Below are 21,171 nucleotides of genomic sequence, written 5' to 3'. Positions count from 1 at the left end.
CTGCGTGCGGGGCCGCTCAGGCGCCCGCGGTGTCCTCGTCGGCCTCGGAGGCGACGGCGTCCTCGGCGGGCGCCTCGGCGCCCACCTCATCGGTGTCCACCTGGTCAGTGCCCGCCTCGTCGGCGGACGGCGTCTCCTCGGCGGACTCCGTGCCTGCCTCGTCCGGTGCGCCGTCAGCGCTCACGGCGTCCTCGGCGCTCACCGCGACCTCCGACCCCTCGGCACCGTCGTGGTCGTGCGCGTGCTGCGCGGCGGCCGCGATCTGCGCGAGCGTGGCCTTGACGGCCTCGCGGGCCGCGGGATCCACCTCGACCGCGGGGGCGGGGGCCGGGGCCGGTGCGCCCGCGGTGCGGGTGGCGCGGCCACCACGACGGCGCGAACCGCGCGAGGACGACTCGGCGTCCTCCTGCTCGACCTCGGGCTCGACGTGCTCGTGCGGCTGCGAGGAGACCATGAAGCCGCGGCCGTGGCAGTGCTCGCACGGCGTGGAGAACGCCTCCACGAGACCCTGACCCACGCGCTTGCGGGTCATCTGCACCAGCCCGAGCGACGTGACCTCGGCGACCTGGTGCCGCGTGCGGTCGCGGCCGAGGCACTCGATGAGGCGTCGGAGCACGAGGTCCCGGTTGGACTCGAGCACCATGTCGATGAAGTCGACGACGATGATCCCGCCGATGTCGCGCAGCCGGAGCTGGCGGACGATCTCCTCGGCGGCCTCGAGGTTGTTGCGCGTGACGGTCTCCTCGAGCGTGCCACCGGATCCGGTGAACTTGCCCGTGTTGACGTCCACGACCGTCATGGCCTCGGTGCGGTCGATGACGAGCGAACCGCCCGAGGGCAGCCAGACCTTCCGGTCCATGCCCTTGGCGAGCTGCTCGTCGATGCGCTTGCTCGCGAACACGTCCTCGCCGCCGCTCCAGTGGTGCAGCCGCTCCGCCAGGTCCGGGGCCACCGAGGTGACGTAGCCGGAGATGGTCTCCCACGCGCCGTTGCCGGCGACGGTGAGCGAGGCGAAGTCCTCGTTGAACACGTCGCGGACCACGCGCAGCGCGAGCTCGGGCTCGCCCTTCAGCAGTGCCGGCGCCGTCACCTTCTTGGCCGAGGTGCGGGCCGAGATGTCGGCCCACTCGCCCGTGAGGCGCTCGACGTCGCGACGCAGCTCCTCCTCGCTGGCGCCCTCGGCGGCCGTGCGCACGATGACGCCCTGTCCGGCCGGGACGATCTCCTTGAGGAGCTTCTTCAGGCGGGCGCGCTCGTTCTCGGGGAGCTTGCGCGAGATGCCCGTCATGGCGCCGCTCGGTACGAGGACGAGGTAGCGGCCGGCGAGCGTGATCTGCGAGGTCAGCCGCGCACCCTTGTGCCCGATCGGGTCCTTGGTGACCTGCACGAGGATCTGGTCGCCGGACTTGAGTGCCTGCTCGATGCGCCGCGGCTGGCCCTCGAGTCCTGCGGCCTCCCAGTTGACCTCGCCGGCGTACAGGACCGCGTTGCGGCCCTTGCCGAGGTCGACGAACGCGGCCTCCATGCTGGGGAGGACGTTCTGCACGCGACCGAGGTAGACGTTGCCGACCATCGAGGTCTGCTTCTCCTGGGCGACGTAGTGCTCCACGAGCACGCCGTCCTCCATGACCGCGATCTGCGTCATGCCGGCGCGCTCGCGCACCACCATGTCGCGCTGCACGCTCTCGCGGCGCGCGAGGAACTCGGCCTCGGTGATGATCTGGCGACGGCGACCGGCGTCGCGGCCCTCGCGGCGTCGCAGACGCTTGGCCTCCAGGCGGGTGGAGCCCTTGAGCGCGGTGACCTCGTCACGCGGGGCGCGCGCCGGGGCGGCGGACGCGGGGGCCGAGCCACCGTCCTCGGAACGGCGTCCGCGGCGGCGGCGACGGCGGCGCGACGATCCGGCACCGTCGTCGTCACCCGCGTCGGAGTCGCCCTCGCCGGCGTCGGCGGCGGCGGCTCCGCCGTCGGTGTCGACGTCGGAGTCGCGCTCGGTCGCCGACGTGTCCGTGTCGGACTCGCCGTCGTCGTCGGACTCGCCACCGACGGGGCGCTTGCGGCCGCGGCCGCCGCGGCGGCGACGGCGGCGACCCTGGTCGCGGTCGCCGTCGGCCTCGTCGTCGTTCTCGTCCTCTGCCGCGCCGGTCGCGGTGTCCTCGGGGTCGACGGCGTCGACGTCGAGGTCGAGCTCGACGTCGTCCTCGACCGTCGTCGTCTCGTCGACGACGGGGGTCTCCTCGCGGCGACCGCCACGGCGTCCGCTGCGGCGGCCGCGCGAGCGACCGCTCGGCTGCTGCTCGCCGGCCTGCTCGCCGGCCTGCTCGGTCGGGGCGGGGTCCGCGGCACCGGCTCCGGTGGTGCTGGCGGCCTCCGAGCCCTCGGCGTCGTCGCTGCGACGGCGACGGCGGCGTGCGGTCGGCGGCTGGAACAGCAGCGCGGCCGCGGGCAGGCGGGGGTCCTCGGTCTCGGTCTCGGGGGCCTGCTCGTCCTCGGCGTCCTCGTCCACCTCGTCCTCGGCCGGCTCGGGCTCGGTCGGCTGCGCGGCGGCCGTCCGGGACACCGGGGCGGCGGTCCCGAGGCCGAACGCGGCCAGGACGTCGATGCGCTGCTCGGGGTCGCGCGTCGGCGCGACGACGGTGCGCGGGGCGGAGAACGGGTTCAGCGAAGACGCGGTGGGCGTCTCGCCGTCGACCGCATCGTCCGCCGCCGGCTGCGCGGTCTCGGGCTCGACGGGCTCGGCGGCCACCTCGGGCTCGGCGACCTTCTTGGCGCGCGAGCGGCGGGGCTTCTTCAGCGGGGCGGGAGCCTCGTCGGCGGGAGCGGGCTGCGCGGCGACGGGCTCGTCGACGGGGGCGGCCTCGGTGACGGGCTCCGCCGCCGCCTTGGCGCGGGACTTGCGGGGGGCGCGGGCCTTCTTGGGCGCCTCGGGCGCCTCGACGGCCTCGGCACGCTCGTCGGCTCCCGCCTCGACGGCGGCGGCCGCCGTCGCGGAGGAGGGCTCGACGACCTCGGCCGGGGTCACGACGCTCGCGGTGCTCGCGCGGCGGGGGGCGCGCTTGCGGGGCGCCGCGGCGGGGGCGGCCTCGGCAGCAGCCACGGGCTCGGCGGCCGGAGCAGCGGCGACGGGGGCGGCAGCGGCGGTCTGCGACGCGGGAGCGGGCTGCTCGTCGGTCGGGGAGGGCGTCGCGGACGCCGCGGGCGCGTCCGGGGTGGTCACGACGCCGCGGGTGGCGCGGCGGGGGGCTCGACGCCTGGGGGCGGGCGCTGCGGCCGCACCCTCTCCCGCGTCGGTCCCGGTGGCGACGGAGTTGTCGTCGGTTGCCATGTGAGGCTCCATGCTCACGGGTACCGCCACACCAGTTCGATGACCCGTGCTGTGTCGATCGGAGCCGGACCGAGGTCCGGCACCGGAAGTCTGTGGTGCCCCAGGCGGGGCCGACGTCGTCTGCACGTCACCCTCGTCGCCGCACGACGCCGGGTGACGATGACCTGGCGGTGCGAGGCGGAGCAGGGCTGTCCAGCAAGGGACGGAGCCGACGTCGAGCCGGGAGGTAGGTGTGCCCCTTCCGGCCGAGCCCAGTATCGCACAGGGCACCCGGCGAGCGATCCTGCGACACCCCGCGACGCGGCAGACCCGGGACCAAGGTCCCCTCCCCCGCCGTCGCCCCGCTCCTACGGTGGAGCAGACCCGATCGCCCGCGGGCACGCACCGGCAGGAGAACCATGGAAGAGCTCGACCTCGCCCGCTGGCAGTTCGGCATCACGACCGTCTACCACTTCGTCTTCGTGCCGCTCACGATCGGCCTGGCGACGCTCGTGGCGATCATGCAGACGATCTGGCACCGGACGAACGACGAGCGCTGGCTGCGCATCACCCGGTTCTTCGGCAAGCTGCTGCTGGTCAACTTCGCCATCGGCGTCGTCACCGGCATCGTGCAGGAGTTCCAGTTCGGGATGAACTGGAGCGAGTACTCGCGCTTCGTGGGCGACGTGTTCGGCGCCCCGCTGGCCATGGAGGCCCTCGCGGCGTTCTTCGTCGAGTCCACGTTCCTCGGCCTGTGGATCTTCGGCTGGGAGAAGCTCTCGCGCCGCGTCCACCTGATGTGCATCTGGATGGTCGCGCTCTCCACGACCGCGTCGGCGTACTTCATCCTCGCGGCCAACTCCTTCATGCAGCACCCCGTGGGTGCCGAGTGGAACGAGGAGCTCGGCCGGGCCCAGCTCAACGACATCGGCGCGGTCCTGACCAACCCCACGACGCTGGCCGCGTTCCCGCACGTCATCACCGCCGCATGGCTCGTCGGCGGCACGTTCGTGGCCGGCATCGCCGGCTGGTGGATCGTGCGCTCGGTCCGGCGCGGCGAGGTCGAGAAGGCCCGGACGATCTACCGGCCCGCCGCCTACGTGGGCCTCATCGCCATCGTCGTCTCCGGCGTCGGGCTCGCGATCACCGGCGACCAGCAGGCCAAGGTCATGTACGAGCAGCAGCCGGGCAAGATGTCGGCCGCCGAGTCGCTGTGCGTCGGCCAGGAGGCCGCACCGTTCTCGCTCCTCACGCTCGGCAACCTAAACGGCACCGTCGGCGACCCCGACGCGTGCGACGACCTGGTGCACGTCCTGTCGATCCCCGGCCTGACGTCGTTCCTCGCGACCGGCAGCTTCAGCGGCGAGGAGAGCTACGTGCCGGGGACCAACGACGTCCAGGAGGCGTTCGCGGCGGAGTTCGGCGACTCCTACGGCGCGGACATGCAGTACATCCCGAACCTGATGATCAGCTACTGGTCCTTCCGCCTCATGATCGGGTTCGCGGTCGTCTCCGGTGCGCTCGCCCTGGCGGCGCTCTGGACGCTGCGCCGCGGTCGCGTCACCGACAGCCCCTGGTTCTCGCGGCTGTGCCTGATCGCCCTGCCCGCACCGTTCCTGGCGAACATCTCCGGCTGGGTCTTCACAGAGATGGGACGGCAGCCCTGGGTGGTGGTCCCGAACATCGGCGCCGACGGCGATCTCGACATCCGGCTGCGGACGGCCGACGGCGTCTCGACCGTGGTCTCGGCACCGACCGTCCTGCTCTCGCTGGTGGCGTTCACGCTCATCTACGGTGCGCTCGCCGTCGTGTGGCTGCGACTCCTGCGCAAGGACGTCCTGGCCGGCGTGCCCGATGCCGCACCCGACTCCCCCGACCGCGAGGACACGGCCGACGGCGAGGGCACCGGCAGCGCCGGTGACGCCGCCGTGAAGCCCCTCGACTTCGCCTACTGAGACGGGACGACACCGACCATGGATCTCGCGACGCTCTGGTTCCTGCTCATCGCCGTCCTGTGGACCGGCTACCTCGTCCTGGAGGGCTTCGACTTCGGTGTCGGCATGCTGATGCGCCCGCTGGCGAAGGACAACACCGACCGCCGCCTGGCGATCAACACGATCGGCCCGATCTGGGACGGCAACGAGGTCTGGCTCATCACCGCGATCGGTGCCACGTTCGCGGCGTTCCCGCACTGGTACGCCACGCTGCTGTCCGGCTTCTACGTGCCGCTGCTGCTCATCCTCGTCGCGCTGATCCTGCGCGGGGTCTCCTTCGAGTACCGCCACAAGGTCGACACCCCGCGCTGGCGCGAGGGCTGGGACCGCTGCATCGAGATCGGGTCGTGGGTGCCGGCGTTCCTGTGGGGCGTCATCTTCGCCAACTTCGTGCGCGGCGTCGAGATCGACGGCGACATGCAGTACGTGGGCGGCCTGCTGGCGATCTTCGATCCCTTCGCGCTCCTGGGCGGCGCCGTCACGCTGTCGCTGTTCCTCACCCACGGGGCCGTGTTCCTCGCGCTGAAGACCGCGGGCGAGTACCAGCAGCGGGCCGTGGCGCTCGCCGCCCGGCTCGCGGTGCCGAGCGCCGTCGTCACCGGGGTGTGGGTGCTGTGGGCGCAGCTCGCCCACTCGCGCAACGCGTGGACCTGGGCGGTGGTCGCCGTCGTCGCCGCGGCCCTCGTCGGCGTCGTCGCCGCCACCCGCGCACGGCGCGAGGGCTGGGCCTTCACGTCCAACGCCGTCGCCATCGGTCTGCTCGTCGTGCTCGTGTTCGGCTCGATCTTCCCCGCCGTCATGCCCGGCACCGACCCCGCGACCTCGCTCACCATCGCCAACGCGAGCGCCTCGCCGTACTCCCTCATGGTCATGTCCTGGGTCGCGCTCTTCCTCGTGCCCGTCGTGCTGCTCTACCAGGGCTGGACGTTCAAGGTCTTCAGCAAGCGCCTCTCGCGCGAGTCCATCCCGCCCCAGCCGAGCGAGCTGGCGGCGGCCGCGGCCGGTGGCGAGCAAGCCCCCACCGCCCCGTGAAGCCCCTCGACCCCCGGCTGCTGCGCCACGCGCGTTCGGCGCGCACGTTCGTCGTGCTCGCGGCGCTGCTGTCGGTGGGGGCGACGCTCGCGGTGATCGTCAGCGCGTTCGCGATCGCGCACGCGCTCGCCCCCGTCGTCGAGGGTCGAGCCGAGCTGGTCGACGTCCTCCCGGCGGTCGGCGTGCTGCTCGGCGCCGTCCTCGCTCGCACCGGTCTGGTCTGGCTGCGCGAGCGGCTCGGTCAGAGCGCCGCCGTCGCCACCGTCGGCGAGCTGCGCGGTGCGCTGCTGCGCCACGCCACGCGGATGCCGCACCGGTGGCGGGTCCGGCGCGGCGACGACGTCACCGTGCTGGCCACGCGCGGGCTCGACGACCTCGTCCCCTACCTGACCGGCTACCTGCCCCAGCTGCTGCTGACGGCGATCCTCACGCCGATCGCGCTGGTCGTGGTGCTGCGGCTCGACCTGATCTCCGGCGTCATCATCGCCGTCACGCTGCCGCTCGTCCCGCTGTTCATGTGGCTCGTGGGCGTCACGACGCGCACCTACGCCGACGAGCGGCTCGCCGCCCTCACCCGCCAGGGTTCGCAGCTGCTCGACCTCCTCGCCGGGCTGACGACGCTGCGCGCGCTCGGTCGCGAGATCGGTCCGGGTCGGCGCGTGCGCCAGCTCGGCGACGCCTACCGCCGCACCACGATGCAGACGCTGCGGGTGGCCTTCCTGTCCGGCGCCGTGCTGGAGCTGCTCGCGTCGCTCGCGGTCGCGCTGGTCGCCGTCGAGATCGGGATGCGGCTCGTCTACGGCCACATCGACCTCACCACGGGCCTGACCGTGCTCATCCTCGCACCCGAGATCTACCTGCCGCTGCGCGCCGTCGGCGCCCAGTTCCACGCCTCCACCAACGGCCTGGCTGCGGCGCAGCGGACGTTCGAGGTGCTGCAGGAGCCGCTCCCCGCCGCCGGTACGCGGCCCGTCCCGGCCTGGACGCGGCTGCACCTGACGGGTGTCGGGGTGCGCGCGGGCGACCGCGGCTACCTCGCGCCGGGCAACCTGCACGCCGTCGTCGAACCCGGGTGCGTGACGGCGCTCGCGGGCGCCAGCGGGGCCGGCAAGACCACCGCGGCGATGACGCTGCTCCGGCTGCAGCCGCTGGACGACGGCGCGATCCGGCTCGAGCACGACGACGGGAGCACCGACCTCGCGGACGTCGCGACCGACGGGCCGGACGGCTGGTGGGCGCAGACGTCGTGGGTGCCGCAGCGCGTGGCCACCGTCGGCGGCACGATCGCGAGCCACGTGGGAGCGACCGACGACGCGATCCGCGACGCCGCCGCGGCCGCGACCGGGCTGCTCGACGTCGTCGCCTCCCTCCCCCGGGGGTGGGACACGCCGCTGGCCAGCGGCGAGGGCGGGCTGTCCTCCGGGCTGTCGGTCGGTCAGACCCAGCGCCTCGAGCTCACGCGCGCCCTGGTGAGCGGTTCACGCCTCGTGGTGCTCGACGAGCCGACGGCGCACCTGGCCGCGCGCGACGAGGCCGCCGTCGTCGACGCGGTCCGCGCCGTGGCGCGGGCGGGGGCCGCCGTCGTGGTCATCGCGCACCGGCCCACGATGCTGGCCGCGGCCGACCGGGTCGTGACGGTCCGGTCGACCCCCGCCCCGGAGCCGACCACCGCGCCGGTGCCCGCATGAGCACGCTGCGCGAGGACCTGCGCGACGTCCGCGCCGTGCTGCCTCTGCTCGGGCTGCGGCGGGCGCTGGTGGCGCGCGCCGTCGCCCTCGGATCGCTGACGCTGGCCGCCTCGGTGGCACTGTCCGGCGTCGCCGCGTGGCTCATCGTGCGCGCGTCGCAGGCACCGCCGGTGATGTTCCTCAACGTCGCGGCCGTCGGCGTGCGGACGTTCGGCATCGTGCGCGGCGTCTCGCGCTACCTCGACCGGCTCGCGGCGCACGACGTGGCGCTGCGCGGCGTCGTCAACCTGCGGACCGCGGTCTACGAGGGGCTCGCGCGGGGACGCACCGAGAGCGTGGCGGGGCTGCGCCGCGGCGACGTGCTGGCGCGCACGGGTGTCGACGTCGACGACGTGGGCGACGTCGTCGTGCGCGGCCTCGTCCCCGCCGCCGTGGCCGCGGTGGTCTCGCTCGGCTCGGTCGTCGCGGTCGCGCTGTTCTCGCCGGCGTCGGCGCTCGTGCTGCTGGCGTGCCTCGCGGTCGGCGCGCTCGTCGTCCCGCTGCTCGCGGCGCGCGGGGACGCCCGCGCCGAGCGCGAGCGCGTGCAGGCCCGCACCGACGTGGCGACGGCGAGCGAGTCGCTCGTCGCGCGCGCCGCCGATCTCGCGGTCTCCGGACGGCGCGAGAGCGAGCTCGCCGCGCTCGGGCGCGCGCAGGAGCGGTCGGCCGACGCCGAGCGTCGAGCCGCGCGCCCGCTGGCCGCCTCGGCCGCGCTGGCGGTGCTGGCTACGGGGGCGAGCGTCGTCGGGACGCTGCTCGTGGCGGTGCCCGCGCTGCTGGCGGGCACGCTGACCGCGACCGAGCTCGGCGTCGTCGTGCTGCTGCCGCTGGCGGCGTTCGAGGCGACGGCGCCGCTGCCCGCCGCCGTCACGCAGCTGCACCGCTCCGCGGCCGCGGCCCGCCGGATCACCGCGCTGCTGGCCGACGCCGGGAGCGGTGCGACGGCCCCCCACGACCGGACGACGGCACCGACGACGGCACCGGCACCGACGCCCGCGCCCCGCACCGGGCCCGGCCTCGTCGCCGACGGCCTCGCGTGCGCGTGGCCCGGCCACGCCCCCGTCGTCACCGACCTGCACCTGCGCGTCCCGCCTGGCACGAGCCTCGCGATCGTCGGCCCGAGCGGCACCGGCAAGACCACGCTCCTGCTCACCCTGGCCGGCATGCTCGCGCCGAGCGCCGGCACGGTGACGCTCGACGGCACAGAGCCCCGCCTGCTGCGCGGCGCCGAGCGCACCGCGCACGTCGCCCTGACCACCGAGGACGCGCACGTCTTCACCACCACCGTGCTGGAGAACCTCAGGGCCGCTCGCGGCGACCTCACGCGGGACGAGGCCGTCCGGGCCCTGGAGCAGGCGGGGCTGGCCGCGTGGGTCGAGACGCTCCCCGACGGGCTGGACACGCCGATCTCGGGCGAGACCGTCTCGGGCGGCGAGCGACGGCGCCTGCTCGTGGCGCGCGCTCTCGTCAGCCGCGCCCCGCTCCTGCTGCTGGACGAGCCGGGCGAGCACCTGCCGACCGACGTCGCCGACGCGCTCGTGGCCGACCTGCTCGCGCTGACGGCGCTGGGACGTAGCGTCGTGGTCGTGACCCACCACACCGGCGCCGTCGACCGTGCCGACGCCGTCCTACGGATCGGAACGACCACCATGAGCCCGAGCACATGAGCAGCCCCGTCAGTCCGGCACTCCTGACCCGCCTGCTGCGCCTGGCCGGGCAGCTCGACGCCGAGCAGGTGCTCGCCCAGCTCGTCCTGGACGCCGCCGAGCACACGGGGGCGACGTACGCCGCGCTGGCCGAGGTCGACAGCCACGGCGAGACCTCCACGTTCGTCCAGCACGGCATGCCGGAGGAGACCGTCCGCGCCCTCGGGCACCCGCCGCGCGGGACGGGCGTGCTCGGCGCGCTGCCCGGCGAGGGCGTGCTGCTGCTGGACGACCTGACGCAGCACCCCCAGTTCGGCGGCTACCCGCCCGGTCACCCGATCCTGCGCTCGTTCCTGGGCGTGCCGGTGACGGCCGGCGAGGTGGTCCTCGGCCGGCTCTACCTGGCCGAGAAGGAGGGCGGGTTCACCGACTCCGACGTCGACACCGTGCAGCTGCTCGCGGCCGCGGCCGCCGTCGCCATCGACAACTCCCGTCGCTACCGGCAGGCGCAGGTGCGCGAGCGGTGGCTCGCGGTGTCGCAGGAGATCACGACGCAGCTGCTCGAGGGGTCGGACGACGAGGAGGACGTGCTCCAGCTCGTCGCCCACCGCATCCGGGAGGTCGCGGGGGCCGACGGCGCCGCGATCGTCCTGCCCTCGCTCGACGACGCGTGGGTGGTGGAGATCGTCGACGGCGAGCACACCCAGGCGCTGATCGGCCAGACGCTCCCCCAGCACGGACCAGCGGCACAGACCGTGACGACCGGTACGGGCCTGCTGGTGGACTCCATCTCGCGCGACGCGGAGCGGTTCGTCGAGCCGGCGCGCATCTTCGAGCGCGCGCTGTACGCCCCGCTCCAGGCCGGCGGGGGCGGGGCGGGGGGCGCGGGCGGCGCCCGGGACGTCACCGCGGCGAGCGTCGGTGTCCTGATCCTCTTCCGGCTGCCCGGCCGACCGGCCTTCACGCAGAACGACCTGGCGGTCGCGCACGACTTCGGCGCGCAGGCCGCGCTGGCCCTCAAGCTCGCCGCCGCCCGGCACGCCGAGGACGTCGCCTCGCTGCTGTCCGAGCGCAACCGCATCGCGCGCGACCTGCACGACCTCGCGATCCAGCAGCTGTTCGCGACCGGGATGCGCCTCGAGCACGCCAAGGGGCTCCTCGCGGGCGCACCCCGCGAGGAGGAGATCCGGGGCGAGCTCGAGGACGCGATCGGCGGCGTCGACGAGGGCGTGCGCCAGATCCGCGGCATCGTGCGCTCGCTGCGCGACCGCGACGAGCAGCTGCCCGTGGTCGAGCGCCTCGTGCGGGAGGCGTCCCTCGCGCGCTCGAGCCTGGGGTTCGCCCCGTCCATGCTGCTCACGCTCGACGGCGAGCAGCTGGCGGAGATCGACGCCGGGGGCGGGGAGTCGGACGAGATCGACGCGAGGCTCGGGGTCGAGCTGGGCGACGACGTCGTGGCCGTCGTGCGCGAGGGCCTGTCGAACGTGGCACGCCACGCGCAGGCCACGAGCGCCAGGGTGGAGATCGACGTCGCACCGCGCACCGTCCGCGTGCTGGTGAGCGACGACGGCCGCGGTCCCGACCTCACCGTCGACCGTCGCAGCGGGCTCGCCAACCTCACGGCGCGCGCGCAGGACCACGACGGCGTGGCCCGGCTCTCGCCGGGTCCCGACGGCGGGTCGGAGCTGCTGTGGGAGGCGTGGATCCGCTGAGGTGCGGGAGGCCCCTGCCTCAGCGCCAGGTGGTGCTGTGCTGGCTCGCGACCCACGCGATGACCTGGGTGCGGCGCGAGAGGCCGAGCTTGGCGAGCATCGAGGTGACGTGGTTCTTCACGGTCTTCTCGGCCAGGCCGAGCGCGTCGGCGATGTCGCGGTTGGTCATGCCGGTCGCCACCAGGTCCAGCACCTTGGACTCGCTCGCCGTCAGCGACGACGTCGGATCGGGGTGCGCCTGGCGGCGACGCGTGAGCGTCCGCTCGTCCAGCAGCGTGCGACCCGCGGCGACGGCGCGGACCACGTCCACGATCTCGGCGCCCCGCACGGTCTTGAGGACGTAGGCGCGGGCGCCCGCCTCGACGGCGGCCGCCACGGCGTCGTCGTCGTCGAACGACGTCAGCACGATCGAGCGGGTCGCGGGCGAGGACACCGCGAGGGCCCGCACGACGTCGATCCCGGTGCCGTCGGGCAGCTGCAGGTCCACGAGGGCGACGGCCGGCTTGAGCAGCTCGCCGCGCCGGGCCGCGTCGGCCACGGTTCCGGCCTCGGCGACCACCTCGAGGCCGTCGGCGGCCGAGACGACGTCGGCGATGCCGCGACGGACGACCTCGTGGTCGTCCACGATCATGACGCTGGTGATCTCGTTCACGTCTCGACCCTACCGAGCCGGTCCCGCCCCGGTGCGGGACCAAGGGCCCGCCGGCCAGGGCCGCGGCGCTACGGCGCCCGCTGGCACCGCGGGCACAGGTGCGAGGACCGGTTGGCGAACGCGAGCCGCACGATGCGCGATCCGCAGCGCGGGCAGTCCCGGCCCTCCTGCCCGTAGACCGCGAGCGACCGGTCGAAGTACCCCGAGGCGCCGTTGACGTTGACGTACAGCGCGTCGAAGGACGTGCCGCCCTGGACGAGCGCCTGCCGCATGACGTCGGCCGCCTGGTCCAGCACGCGGCGGATCGTGACGGGCGCCATCGCGGCGATCGGGCGTTCGGGATGCACGCGGGCACGCCAGAGCGCCTCGTCGGCGTAGATGTTGCCGACGCCGGAGGCGAGCGTCTGGTCCAGCAGCGCCCGCTTGATCGTCGTGCGGCGCAGCTTCACGCGGCGCACGAGCGCGGGCACGTCGAGCGTGGGGTCGAGCAGGTCGCGCGCGATGTGGGCGACCTGGACCGGGAGCACCGCCCCGGCGGAGCCGGCACCGGCGTCGCCGCCCGGTCCGCCGTCGGCGGTGGGCACGAGCGCGTCCAGCGCGAGGTAGCCGAAGGTGCGCTGGTCGACGAAGTCGAGCACGCCGTCGTCGGTGAAGGTCAGCCGGGCGGCGAGGTGGCGGGGCGGCGCCTCACCCGGGTCCTGCCGGACCAGGAGCTGACCGCTCATGCCGAGGTGGAACAGGAGGGCGCCGGCGGACTCGGCCGGTTCGGCCGGTCCGCGGGAGGGCTCGCCCGCGAGCGTCAGCCAGACGAACTTGCCGCGTCGGACGGCGGCGGTCACGACGGCGTCGGGCAGCACCTGCTCGAGGTGAGCCGCGCCGCCGAGGCTGCGGCGCGCGGCGCGGGTGGAGCCGACGGTCGCGGCGGCGATGCGGCGTCCGACGACGTGCGCCTCGAGGCCGGCGCGGACCGTCTCGACCTCGGGGAGCTCGGGCACGTCAGTCGGACAGCGAGCGGAACGCCATCTCGGCGGCGCCCTGCTCGGCGTGCTTCTTGGCGGTCCCGGCGCCGTGACCGTGCTCGACGCCGGACAGCGTCACGCGTGCCGTGAACGTGCGCGCGTGGTCGGGTCCGGTGTGCTCCACGGTGTAGAGGGGAACGCCGAGGCCGAGCTCGGCCGACCGCTCCTGGAGGCTGGTCTTCCAGTCCAGGCCGGCGCCCGCGATCGCGGCGTTCGTCAGCAGGTCGGCCAGCAGCCGCAGCACCATGGCGCGCGTCCGCTCGAGACCGATGCTGAGGAAGGCGGCCCCGATGACGGCCTCGAGGGTGTCGGAGAGGATCGAGTCCTTCTCCGCCCCGCCGGACGTCGTCTCGCCGCGTCCCAGCAGCAGCGCCGAACCGAGCCCCAGGGGGCCGGCGACGCTCGCGAGCGCGCGCTGCGAGACGCACGCCGCACGCATCTTGGCCAGGGCCCCCTCCGGGACGTCGGGGTGGCTCGTGAAGAGGTGCTCGGTGACGATGACGCCGAGGACCGAGTCGCCGAGAAACTCCAGGCGCTCGTTCGTGGGCAGTCCCCCGTTCTCGTGCGCGAACGACCGGTGGGTCAGCGCGAGCACGAGGAGCTCGGGGTCGATCTGCTCGCCGAGAGACGCGATCAGCGCCACAGGACTGGCCTGGGGCGCTGATCGTCCCCCTCGGGGGGCGGTGGATCTCGTCACGAGATCAGGCGTCGGAGCGGATCGCCTCGGCGTAGGTGCGCTCGCCGTAGGCGCCGCAGGACGGGCACGCCTGGTGCGAGAGGCGCGGGGCCTTGCACTTGGAGCAGGTGCTCAGCGTCGCCGGGGTCGCCTTCCACTGCGAACGGCGCGCACGGGTGTTGCTGCGCGACATCTTGCGCTTGGGAACAGCCACGGGAATTCCTCATTCCTTCAAAGGTCGATGCTCGGATCAGTGCGTTGAGACACTCGGAGCCGCAGACGATCCTACGGCATCGGCGCCACGGTCAGGACGAGGGCCGCTCGCTGTCGCTGTCGGCCTCGCGCCCGTCGTCGTCGTTCTCGTCGTCCGACTCCAGCGACTCCTTCAGAGCCGCCCACCGGATGTCGATCAGGTCGTGGTCGTGCGGGTCCTCGTTGAGGTTCTTGCCGCACTGCGAGCACAGGCCGGCGCAGTCGGGGCGGCAGTAGGGCTGGAACGGCAGCGCGAGCACGACGGCGTCGCGCACCGACTGCTCGAGGTCGATCTCGTCACCCTTGAGGAGCTGGATGTCCTCGGCCTCCTCGTCGTCCGGGTGCACCTCGATGGCGCCGGGGTAGGCGTAGAGCTCGGAGACGTCGACGTCGACCGTGTCCGTCACCTCGCCGAGGCAGCGCACGCACTCCCCGACCAGCGGGGCACGGACCTCGCCGGTCACGAGCACGCCCTCGAGGACGGACTCGAGCCTGAGGTGGAGCTCGACGGGCGCGCCCTCGGGCACGCCGATCACCTCGATGGCGAGCGCGGGGGGCGCCGGCACGGTGAGGTCGAGGGTGCGCTGCGCCCCGGGACGACGCGCGAGGTCGTGCGTCCCGATGACCAGCGGTGAGCGTGAGGGCACGCGGCAGCTCCTGACGGAAGTGGTGGGTCGACCGCGCGGAGACCTGCGGGCCGACTGACCAGTCTAACTCACGCCCTACTCGAGGCGTCCGCCCTGCCGGGCGGCGAGGCGGGCGCGGCCGGCGAGCACCTGCTGCTTGACGGCGTCGATGTCGACCTCGAACTGTGCCAGCCGCGAGTCGCAGTAGGAGTCCGCCCCGGCCTCGAGCTCGACGGCCCTGGCCTGCGCCGCGGCCACGATCTCCGCGGCACGGCCGTGCGCGCCCTGGGTGATCTCGTGCTCGGAGACGAGGCGCTCGCCGTCGGCCCGCGCGTCCGCGAGGATCTGCGCGGCCTCGGCCTTGGCGCGCGAGAGGACGGCCTCGGCGTCGCTGACGATCTGGTCGGCGGCGGCGACCTGGTCGGGCACGGCGTCGCGCGCCGCAGCGACGAGGTCGAGCAGCTCGGCCCTGTTGACGATGACGGAGGCGCTCATCGGCATGGCGCGCGCGCCCTGGACGACGTCGGCGACGTCGTCCAGCAGGGCCAGCAGCGGTGCCTGGCGTTCGGGGTCCGTGCTCATGTGGTTCCTCCTGGGTGAAGTCGCGCCCGCACGAGGTCGGCGGCGCCTGCCGGAACGAGGTCGTCGATCGGTCCGCCGTGGCGCGCCACGTCGCGCACCATCGAGCTCGAGATGTGGTTCAGGTGGCCGGCGCCGACGAGGAACACCGTCTCGACGCCGGACAGGTGGCGGTTCATCGCCGCCATGGGCGCCTCGGCGTCGAGGTCTCCCCCGCCGCGCAGCCCCTTGACGATGACGACGTCGCCGCCGGAGGCGTGCGCGAGGTCGCGGCAGAAGTCCACCAGCAGCCCCGGCATGATCTCGGCGCGGACGCCGGGGATGTCGGCCACGGCCGAGGTGATGAGGTCGCGGCGCTCGTCCGCGGTCAGCAGCGGGGACTTGCCGGCGTTGCGGCCGACGGCGACGACGACCTCGTCGGCCACGGCGAGCGCGCGGCGCACGACGTCGAGGTGGCCCAGGGTGACCGGGTCGAAGCTCCCCGGGACGACGGCGGTACGCACCCGTGCAGCCTAAGCCTGCGGGTGGTCGTGGGCGGGGACGTCGGCGGCACCGTCCGGGGTGGGTTCGGCCGTCGGGTCGGTCGCAGGGTCGGAGGCCGGCTCGGTCGCCGGGTGGAGCAGGTGCAGGGCCGTCTCGCCGTACGTGCGCGTCTGCCACAGCTCCAGGGCGGGCGGGAGCGTCGGTGCAGGACTGCGGGTCGACCGCTCGACGACCACGACGGCGTCGTCCTCGTCCAGGTGCGCGACCAGGGCGTCGAGCACCCTGGCGAGCTCGTCCTCCCCCATCTCGTACGGCGGATCCACGAACACCAGCCCGAAGCCGCCGGAGCGCGACGGAGCGGACGCGAGGTAGGCCTCGACCCTGCGCGGCACCACCTCGACCACGCGGGAGAGCCCGAGCGAGGTCACGTTGTCGCGGCAGACCTGGGCGGCCTGGCGCGCTGCCTCGACCAGCACCACGCGGGAGGCACCGCGGCTGGCGGCCTCGAGGCCCAGGGCGCCGGAGCCGGCGTACAGGTCCAGGACCTCCACACCGTCGACGAGGTCGTCGTGGTCCAGCCGGGCGAACAGCGCCTCGCGCACCCTGTCCGTGGTCGGACGGGTCCCCTTCGCCGGGACGGCGACCGTGCGTCCGCCGTGCGTTCCCGCGATGATCCGTGCCACCCGATCAGCCTACGTGCGTCAGGCGCGGGCGCCGCCGAACGCCCCGGCCCCACCGCTCTTGCCCGCCTTGCGGGCCTTGGCGTGGATCGCGACCGGCACGAGGATGCCGGTGACCAGCACCTGGGCGAACGCGAGGATCGCCATCGGCTGGACGAACAGCGCGATGACCACGGGCAGGCACGCGATGACCGCGAGGATCGGGCCGGTCGCGAGCGAGTTCACGACGCCGGGCGGGTAGGCGCCCATGGGCGAGACCACCAGCGGGGCGCCCCAGTTCGGTGGGTTGCGGTAGGCGGCCTTGAGCGCCGCGGCGGCGATCGCCGGCGCGAACAGCACCAGCTGGATCACCCAGCCGGCGTCGAGGCCGCGCAGGATGCCGATCGCGACGACGGACCACAGCAGGCACGCGAGCGTCGGCACGATGAGCCGGATCGCTCGGGCGGCACGCGCCGAGACGCCGAAGGCCCGGTCGAGCGCGGGCGCGTGCTCGGCCTCGCGCGCCCCGGCCGTGACCGCATTGGCGGCGAGGTAGACGCCGACCACGAACGCGAGCGCCGCCAGCACCTCCGACGTTCCCGAGGACGCGACGGCGATCGGCAGCCCGAGGCTCGCCAGCAGCACCACGAGCTGGCGCGGGGCGCGCAGCAGGAGCAGGGTGTCCGCCGTCGTCAGCGCACCGACGACGCCCCGCACCCAGCCCATCGACAGCGTGCGACGACGCTGGTCGCGGCCGGGGTCGGTCAGCACGCGTCCCAGCTCGCGGAAGTCCAGCGTGGTGACGGCGAACGACGCCATGCCCGTCCGGGCGCCGCGCTCGCGCAGCGCCGCCCCGGGGATCTGCGCCAGGCGGCGCAGGAGGACGACGACGGCCACGACGCCGGCCACCACCCCGACCACGGCGACGGCGAGGGCCGGCACCACGGGGGCGTCGACGTCGGCGATCCCGACCGCGATCCAGGCCGCGACCGCGACGCCCGCCATCAGGTCACCGACCAGCGCGAGGCGGCGGACCCTGGCGCGCGTGGACGGCACGGTCTGCGTGAGGGCGACGGCGGCCGCGAGCGCCGCGCCGAGTCCGGCGCCGGCGATCACGGCCCAGACGATCTCGCCGGGGTCGGTGCGGGTCAGGGCGCTGATCGCGCCGGCCGCGATGGCGCCGGCGAGCGCGGTGACCGCGATCCACGAGGTCGCCGTCGGGCGCAGCAGCGAGAGCCGGTCGACCGGCGTCGGGAGCCACCACAGGGCGCCGGCGCCGCCGACGCCGATCGGTCCCAGGCGGGCGAGCACGCCGAGCATCAGACCCGCCGCCGTCAGCCCGGCGACGATCCAGAGCCACCGACCGTCGAGCGTGGAGGTGGACGTGGTGCCGGAGAAGTCGGCACCGAGCACGTGCGCGCCGCTGATCGCGATCGCGACCGTCACGGCGAACGTGAACAGGTAGGTGTAGATGTCACCCACGAGCTGCGAGAGCGGGGCGCCGCCGTGGCCGCGCCGGGCCGCGCGGGTGAGCGAGCGGAGCTGGGCGCCGGTGGGGACGGTGTCGACCGCGACGTCGGCGTCCCCGGTGGGGCGCGTCGGGTCGGTCGCGCTCACAGCGCCTCGATGGCGGCGACGGCGTCCTTCGGCGAGGTCCGCCTGGCGGCCTTCTCGGAGATCAGGAGCGCCTCGGTCGCCACGGTGCTGACGAGCGCGGGGTCGTGCGTGGCCATGATCACGGTGACGCCGTCGGCCCGTTCGGCGATCAGGCGCTGCGCGAGCCGGTCGCGCATGCCGGCGTCCAGGCGCTGCTCCGGCTCGTCCAGCACGAGCACGCGGCGGGGCCGGACGAAGGCGGAGGCGAGCAGCATGCGGCGGCGCTGGCCGGAGGAGAGCGCGGTCGGCATCGCGGCGGCGCGGTCGGTGAGGCCGAACTCGGCGATCAGCTCCGTGACCAGCGCGCTGGCGCGGCTGACGCCGTGACCGCGCGCGAGCAGCAGGAGGTGCTCCCGGACCGTGAGCGAGGGGAAGCTCGTGTCCTCGTCCATCACGGTGCTGACCGCCGCACGGAAGGACGCCTCGCGCTCGTCGACCTCGCGCCCCAGCACCTCGACCCTGCCGGACAGCGCCGGGAGCAGCCCGACGAACGCGCGCAGCAGCGTGGACTTGCCGGTGCCGTTGGCGCCGACGATCGCGAGCGCCCGACCGGCGGGCACCTCGATGGTGACGGGCGGGCAGACGGCGGAGTCCACCGACTCCCCGTAGCCGACGAGCAGGGACGTGGCGCGCACGGCCGGAACGGCCCGGGCAGCAGAGTTCGCGGGAGGCACGACGAGCAGCCTACGTCCGGGTCAGGTCCGCTCGAGGTACTCCTGCGCCACCGGGTCGAGGGCGCGGGCGATGGCCTCGGCCAGCGCCGGGTGCTCCCGCAGCTGCGGATCCCGCTCGACGACGGCGCGCGCCGCCCCGCGGGCCGCCTCGATCACCGCGGCGTCGGCCACCACGCGCAGCAGCCGGAGCGAGGAGGATCCGCCCGACTGCGCGGCCCCGAGGACGTCGCCCTCGCGGCGCTGACCCAGATCGGCCTCGGCCAGCACGAAACCGTCGCGCGTCCCCGCGAACACCGTCAGGCGCTCGTGCGCCGGGGAGTCGTCGGGCACGGGGCTGACGGCGAGGCAGACGCCGGGCAGGCTGCCGCGCCCGATGCGTCCCCGCAGCTGGTGGAGCTGGGACAGGCCGAACCGGTCGGCGTCGAGGATCACCATGACGCTCGCCTGCGGCACGTCGACGCCCACCTCGATGACGGTCGTCGCGACGAGCACGCCGAGCGCGCCCGAGGCGAGGTCGGCCATCGCGGCCTCCTTCTCCTCGCTGCTGCGCCGGCCGTGGAGCTCGCCGATCGCGATGCCCGCGAGGGCGGGTTCGGCCCGCAGCAGCTCCACGACGTCCTCGACCGCCGCGAGCTCGCGCGGGGGCTGGTCGGGGTCGCCGCCGGTGCCGCCCGTGCCGTCAAGATCCAGCACGCCGTCGCCGAGCTCGTCACGACCGGGCGCGTCCTGCGGCACGAACGACTCCCCCGCCTCCGCCTGGGTGGCCGTGATCCGCGGGCACACCACGAACGCACGGCGGCCCTGCCGCACCTCCTCGGCCACGCGCTCCCAGGCGCGTGCGACCCAGGCGGCATTGCCCGCTGGCACGAGGTGGGTGAGGACCTCGGCCCGCCCGATCGGCACGTCGCGCAGCGTGGAGACCTCGAGGTCGCCGAAGATCGTCATCGCCACGGTGCGCGGGATCGGTGTCGCCGTCATGACCAGCAGGTGCGGTGCGGCGCGGCCCTTGGCGCGCAGCGCGTCCCGCTGCTCGACGCCGAAGCGGTGCTGCTCGTCGACCACCACGAGGCCGAGGTCGGCGAACTGGACGTGCTCCTGGAGGAGCGCGTGCGTGCCGATGACGATGCCGGCGCTGCCCCCGGCAGCCTCTCCCAGCGCGCGACGGCGCTGCGCCGCGGTCTGCGAACCGGTGAGGAGCACGACGCGCGTGGCGGCGTCGGCGCCCCCGAGCATCCCGGCCTCCCCCAGCTCTCCCAGCAGCGCGCGGATCGAGCGCTCGTGCTGCGCGGCGAGCACCTCGGTGGGGGCCAGGAGCGCGGCCTGACCTCCGGCGTCGACGACCTGGAGCATGGCGCGCAGCGCGACGACCGTCTTGCCCGAGCCGACCTCGCCCTGCAGGAGCCGCTGCATCGGCACGGACCCGGCGATCTCCTGCGCAATCGTGGTGCCGACCTCCACCTGTCCGGGGGTGAGCGTGAACGGGAGCCGGGCGTCGAACGCCTGCGCGATGCCGCCGGGGCGCGGCGGGCGGGCGGTGGCGGGGACCGCGGCGGCCTCGGCCCGGCGGCGCGCCATCGCGACCTGCAGGACGAACGCCTCCTCGAAGCGCAGCGCCTCCTGCGCGCTGCGGTAGCCGGCCATCGTCTCGGGCTCGTGCACCGTCCGCAGCGCGGTCGCGTGGTCGACCTGGCCCCGCTCGCGACGGACGTCGGCGGGAACGGGATCGGGCAGGTCGGCGTCGCTCAACGAGGCGAGCTGCGAACGGATGAGCGCGGAGATCTTCTCGCTCTCCAGGCCCTTGGTCTGGCCGTAGCGCAGCTGCGGGAAGGTCGCGCGCCGCTCGATCTCCTCCTCGCTGAGGTCGCTGTCGACGTCGGCGATCTTCGGGTGGGTGAGCTGCAGCACGCCGTTCTTGGTGTTCACCACGCCGTCGACCGTCACGCGCTTCCCGACGCGCAGCCGGGCCTCGAGGTAGGCCACGCGGCCGGGGTGCGGCGCGAAGTAGACCAGGGGCAGGCGGCGCTGCCCGTCGGTCACCTCGATCGTCACGACCGAACCGCGGCGCGCCCGCATCGTGCGCGCGGTGAACGAGGCGATGTCGACGATGAGGATGACGTGGTCGCCGATCCGCAGGCTCGCGAGGTCGGTCAGGGTGCCGGGGTCGGCCACGCGCCGCGGGTAGTGCTCGAGCAGGTCGCGGACCGTGCGGAGCCCGAGACGCTCGAACTTCTTCGCCTCGCTCGTGGCCAGGCGGAGGCTGCGGTCGAGCGCGGGGGTGCGGACGATGCCGTCGTCGCCGGGGCGCGCGGCGTGCGGGTGGAGCTGGATCGGCGGGGGTGGCGGCTCGTCTGGCACGCCGCGAGCCTACGGTGAGGGACCGACGAGTTGGTCGGGTCCACAGGGCTGGGGTACGCTCCTTCGGTTGCGTTGTGACGGGTTGCCCGCTGCACTCCGGCTGGGCCTGCCCCGTACGCGACGCC

General features: G+C 74.6%; 17 protein-coding genes. 5 read left to right on the top strand and 12 right to left on the bottom strand.

What is annotated here, in order from left to right; translation table 11 throughout:
* Nucleotides 1–16: 16 nt before the first annotated feature.
* The gene (locus tag SERN_RS09595; protein ID WP_233251599.1) at nucleotides 17–3,325 is read right to left on the bottom strand and encodes an Rne/Rng family ribonuclease; all 3,309 of its coding nucleotides are present in this window, start codon (nucleotides 3,323–3,325) and stop codon (nucleotides 17–19) included.
* A gap of 398 nt (nucleotides 3,326–3,723) precedes the next feature.
* Between SERN_RS09595 and SERN_RS09590 the strand changes: the two genes are divergently transcribed.
* From SERN_RS09590 to SERN_RS09570, 5 genes are read left to right on the top strand one after another with little or no spacing between them, the layout of a single operon-like run.
* Nucleotides 3,724–5,259, top strand: a complete 1,536-nt coding sequence (locus SERN_RS09590; protein ID WP_135849930.1) for a cytochrome ubiquinol oxidase subunit I — start codon at nucleotides 3,724–3,726, stop codon at nucleotides 5,257–5,259.
* Nucleotides 5,260–5,277: 18 nt separating this feature from the next.
* Nucleotides 5,278–6,330, top strand: coding sequence for a cytochrome d ubiquinol oxidase subunit II (cydB, locus tag SERN_RS09585; RefSeq protein ID WP_135849929.1), 1,053 nt, complete (start codon nucleotides 5,278–5,280; stop codon nucleotides 6,328–6,330).
* Nucleotides 6,327–8,018: a thiol reductant ABC exporter subunit CydD gene (gene cydD / locus SERN_RS09580; RefSeq protein WP_135849928.1), complete on the top strand. Its 1,692-nt coding sequence runs from the start codon at nucleotides 6,327–6,329 to the stop codon at nucleotides 8,016–8,018. Before cydB ends, cydD begins: the two co-directional genes overlap by 4 nt.
* Nucleotides 8,015–9,724: a thiol reductant ABC exporter subunit CydC gene (gene cydC / locus SERN_RS09575; RefSeq protein WP_233251598.1), complete on the top strand. Its 1,710-nt coding sequence runs from the start codon at nucleotides 8,015–8,017 to the stop codon at nucleotides 9,722–9,724. Before cydD ends, cydC begins: the two co-directional genes overlap by 4 nt.
* A complete protein-coding gene (locus SERN_RS09570; RefSeq protein WP_135849927.1) occupies nucleotides 9,721–11,415 on the top strand; it encodes a GAF domain-containing sensor histidine kinase in 1,695 nt (564 codons plus the stop codon). The genes cydC and SERN_RS09570 overlap by 4 nt, the downstream gene beginning before the upstream one ends.
* Before the next feature lie 19 nt (nucleotides 11,416–11,434).
* On the opposite strand, the gene SERN_RS09565 is transcribed toward SERN_RS09570, so the two are convergent.
* The 11 genes from SERN_RS09565 to SERN_RS09515 all read right to left on the bottom strand — a co-directional run bounded on the left by SERN_RS09565 (nucleotide 11,435) and on the right by SERN_RS09515 (nucleotide 21,046).
* A complete protein-coding gene (locus SERN_RS09565; protein WP_199241605.1) occupies nucleotides 11,435–12,046 on the bottom strand; it encodes a response regulator in 612 nt (203 codons plus the stop codon).
* A gap of 89 nt (nucleotides 12,047–12,135) precedes the next feature.
* Entirely contained in the window at nucleotides 12,136–13,062 is a 927-nt protein-coding gene (mutM, locus tag SERN_RS09560) for a bifunctional DNA-formamidopyrimidine glycosylase/DNA-(apurinic or apyrimidinic site) lyase (protein ID WP_135849925.1), read from the bottom strand.
* 1 nt (nucleotide 13,063) lies between these two features.
* Nucleotides 13,064–13,729, bottom strand: a complete 666-nt coding sequence (gene rnc, locus SERN_RS09555; RefSeq protein ID WP_199241579.1) for a ribonuclease III — start codon at nucleotides 13,727–13,729, stop codon at nucleotides 13,064–13,066.
* A gap of 58 nt (nucleotides 13,730–13,787) precedes the next feature.
* A complete protein-coding gene (gene rpmF, locus SERN_RS09550; RefSeq protein ID WP_135849923.1) occupies nucleotides 13,788–13,976 on the bottom strand; it encodes a 50S ribosomal protein L32 in 189 nt (62 codons plus the stop codon).
* Nucleotides 13,977–14,067: 91 nt separating this feature from the next.
* On the bottom strand, nucleotides 14,068–14,661 hold the full coding sequence (locus SERN_RS09545; RefSeq protein ID WP_135849922.1) for a YceD family protein: 594 nt from the start codon (nucleotides 14,659–14,661) through the stop codon (nucleotides 14,068–14,070).
* A 75-nt stretch (nucleotides 14,662–14,736) separates the two neighbouring features.
* Complete coding sequence (locus tag SERN_RS09540; RefSeq protein ID WP_135849921.1) at nucleotides 14,737–15,222, bottom strand: hypothetical protein; 486 nt, start codon at nucleotides 15,220–15,222, stop codon at nucleotides 14,737–14,739.
* Complete coding sequence (gene coaD / locus SERN_RS09535; RefSeq protein WP_135849920.1) at nucleotides 15,219–15,722, bottom strand: pantetheine-phosphate adenylyltransferase; 504 nt, start codon at nucleotides 15,720–15,722, stop codon at nucleotides 15,219–15,221. The genes SERN_RS09540 and coaD overlap by 4 nt, the downstream gene beginning before the upstream one ends.
* Before the next feature lie 9 nt (nucleotides 15,723–15,731).
* Nucleotides 15,732–16,385 (bottom strand): 16S rRNA (guanine(966)-N(2))-methyltransferase RsmD, encoded by a 654-nt coding sequence (gene rsmD / locus SERN_RS09530; protein WP_135849919.1) that lies wholly within the window; start codon nucleotides 16,383–16,385, stop codon nucleotides 15,732–15,734.
* 18 nt (nucleotides 16,386–16,403) lie between these two features.
* Nucleotides 16,404–17,978, bottom strand: a complete 1,575-nt coding sequence (locus SERN_RS09525) for a DUF6297 family protein (protein ID WP_135849918.1) — start codon at nucleotides 17,976–17,978, stop codon at nucleotides 16,404–16,406.
* Nucleotides 17,975–18,691: an ABC transporter ATP-binding protein gene (locus SERN_RS09520; RefSeq protein WP_135849917.1), complete on the bottom strand. Its 717-nt coding sequence runs from the start codon at nucleotides 18,689–18,691 to the stop codon at nucleotides 17,975–17,977. The genes SERN_RS09525 and SERN_RS09520 overlap by 4 nt, the downstream gene beginning before the upstream one ends.
* A gap of 21 nt (nucleotides 18,692–18,712) precedes the next feature.
* Complete coding sequence (locus tag SERN_RS09515; protein ID WP_233251597.1) at nucleotides 18,713–21,046, bottom strand: ATP-dependent DNA helicase RecG; 2,334 nt, start codon at nucleotides 21,044–21,046, stop codon at nucleotides 18,713–18,715.
* Nucleotides 21,047–21,171: the final 125 nt, after the last annotated feature.

Source organism: Serinibacter arcticus, from assembly GCF_004786095.1.
In the GTDB taxonomy this organism is placed as follows: Bacteria; Actinomycetota; Actinomycetes; order Actinomycetales; family Beutenbergiaceae; genus Litorihabitans; species Litorihabitans arcticus.
Note: the sequence above shows the minus strand (reverse complement) of the source record. Positions and strands in the feature narration are given on the sequence as shown.